This window comes from Methanobrevibacter olleyae, assembly GCF_900114585.1.
Taxonomy (GTDB): Archaea; Methanobacteriota; Methanobacteria; order Methanobacteriales; family Methanobacteriaceae; genus Methanobrevibacter; species Methanobrevibacter olleyae.
Genome location: NZ_FOTL01000011.1, coordinates 46,219 through 48,287 on the forward strand (window position 1 = coordinate 46,219; position 2,069 = coordinate 48,287).

1 protein-coding gene is annotated in these 2,069 nt (G+C 27.3%); it reads right to left on the reverse strand.

Features of this window, described 5'->3' with window-relative positions:
- Nucleotides 1-133: 133 nt before the first annotated feature.
- The gene (locus BM020_RS04570; RefSeq protein ID WP_067145656.1) at nucleotides 134-1,549 is read right to left on the reverse strand and encodes a lactaldehyde dehydrogenase; all 1,416 of its coding nucleotides are present in this window, start codon (nucleotides 1,547-1,549) and stop codon (nucleotides 134-136) included.
- Nucleotides 1,550-2,069: the final 520 nt, after the last annotated feature.

The window sequence follows — 2,069 nt, forward strand, 5'->3', positions numbered from 1 at the left end:
TGTTTTATTTAATATGTTTATTTTTAAATATTGCTTTATTTTTAAATGTGTTTTATTTAATATGTTTATTTTTAAATATTGCTTTATTTTTATTTAAATTAATACTTTATTAAATATTGCTAGATTAAAAAAATTATTCGCAATTAAATGCAATTAATTTAGTTTTACACATATCTTCAACTGCATATTTGATTCCTTCTTTACCTATACCGCTTGACTTAAATCCACCAAAAGGCATAGCATCAGTTCTAAATGTAGATTCTTTATTTATTAATACAGAACCTGCATCGATTTCATTTGCACATCTTAAAGCACTGTGAATATTTTCTGTAAATACTCCTGCTTGAAGGCCATATTGTGTATCATTAGCTACTTTAATAGCCTCATCAATACCATCAATTCGAATAATAGGTGCAATTGGGCCAAAAGTTTCCTCTGCAACTAAATTCATAGATCCATTAACATTATCTAAAATAGTAGGTTCAAAGAAACAGTCTTTACGGTTTCCTCCTAAAATCAATTCTGCTCCATTCTCAATTGCATTATTTACAGATACTTCAACATTAATAGCTGCATTTTCATTAATTAGAGGACCAATATCGGTAGATTCATCCATAGGGTTTCCCATTTTAAGCTTATTTGCTTTTTTTGCAAACAAATCAATGAATTCATCAGCTATCTTATTATCTAAAATGATTCTTTTAACACCGATACAAACCTGACCTGAAAATAAAAATGCACCTGAAACTGCTGCATTTACTGCCTTTTCAATATTCGCATCACTTAAAACAACTAATGGATCATTTCCACCTAATTCTAAAGTTAATTTTTTCATTCCTGCCCTTGATGAGATAAACAAGCCAGTAGCTACACTACCTGTAAATGAAATTTTATTTACATATGGAGATACCACTATTGCATCCCCTACCTCACTTCCATAGCCAGTTACAGAGTTAATTACACCACTTGGAAAATGGTTGTTAATTATTTCAACCAACCTTAAAGCAGATAATGGTGCTTCCATAGAAGGTTTCATAACTACAGTATTTTTAGCTGCAATAGCAGGAGCTATTTTATGCAGTGCTAAATTAACAGGATAATTAAATGGAGATATTGCTCCCACTACACCTAAAGGTACTTTTTTAGTAAATGCCAGAAATCTTGTATCAGTAGAGCCAGAGGCATCAATAGGTACAGATTCACCATAGATTCTTTTAGCCTCTTCAGCAGCAAATTGTAGAGTCTCTACAGATCTTTGAATCTCAATAATAGCTTGTTTATAAGGTTTTCCAGCTTCAGCAACAATTAATTTAGCTATATTTTCACCTTCTTTTTCAAGCTCCCTAGAAGAATCTAAAAGATTATTTGAAACTTCTTTTGCAGATAAGTCATTTAATGTTTTCTTTGCATTATTAGCTGATTCAATAGCTTTATCAACATCATTTCTATATGCAATTGGTACTGTATCTACAATTTCCCCATTATATGGATTAATAACATCATAATGGTCTGATTTATCTATAAATTCACCATTAATTAAGAATTTCATGATTTCTTTAACTCCTAAATTTAGTTTTTACTAGAAATTTTCATTAAATATTCATTTAAAATTTCCAACCAATTAATAAACTATATGTTTTATTAAATAATAAGTTTTAGCTAAATCATGATTTTACTTTGTTGAAATCCTTTGATTCTTATCATATATAATGCGTTTAAAAAATAATAAATGAGACTCTGGAAATGAATTTAAGAAGAAAAGCAAAATTTAATACAATGATAGAAAAAATAGAAAATCAACAAAAGCCCATATAAATATCTTAAAGGCCTAATTCGGATAAAAAAAGTTTTTTCATAAAAAGAAGATATCATATTTTTAGCAAATATCATTAAATAAAAATGATTAAGATAAAAAAAAGTTTTTGATAAATAATATTATAACATTTTTATTAATTTAACCTATTACCATAACATTATATACATATCAGTTTAATTTTAATCATATAAATTTTTTTATATTCGGTGTCGTTAATTATTTATAGGTGGATGTATAGAATTATTATTAATTA

Coding starts and splice junctions, on each gene's coding strand:
- BM020_RS04570 (WP_067145656.1), bottom strand. CDS start 1,549: ATGAAATTCTTAATTAATGGTGAATTTATAGATAAATCAGACCATTAT.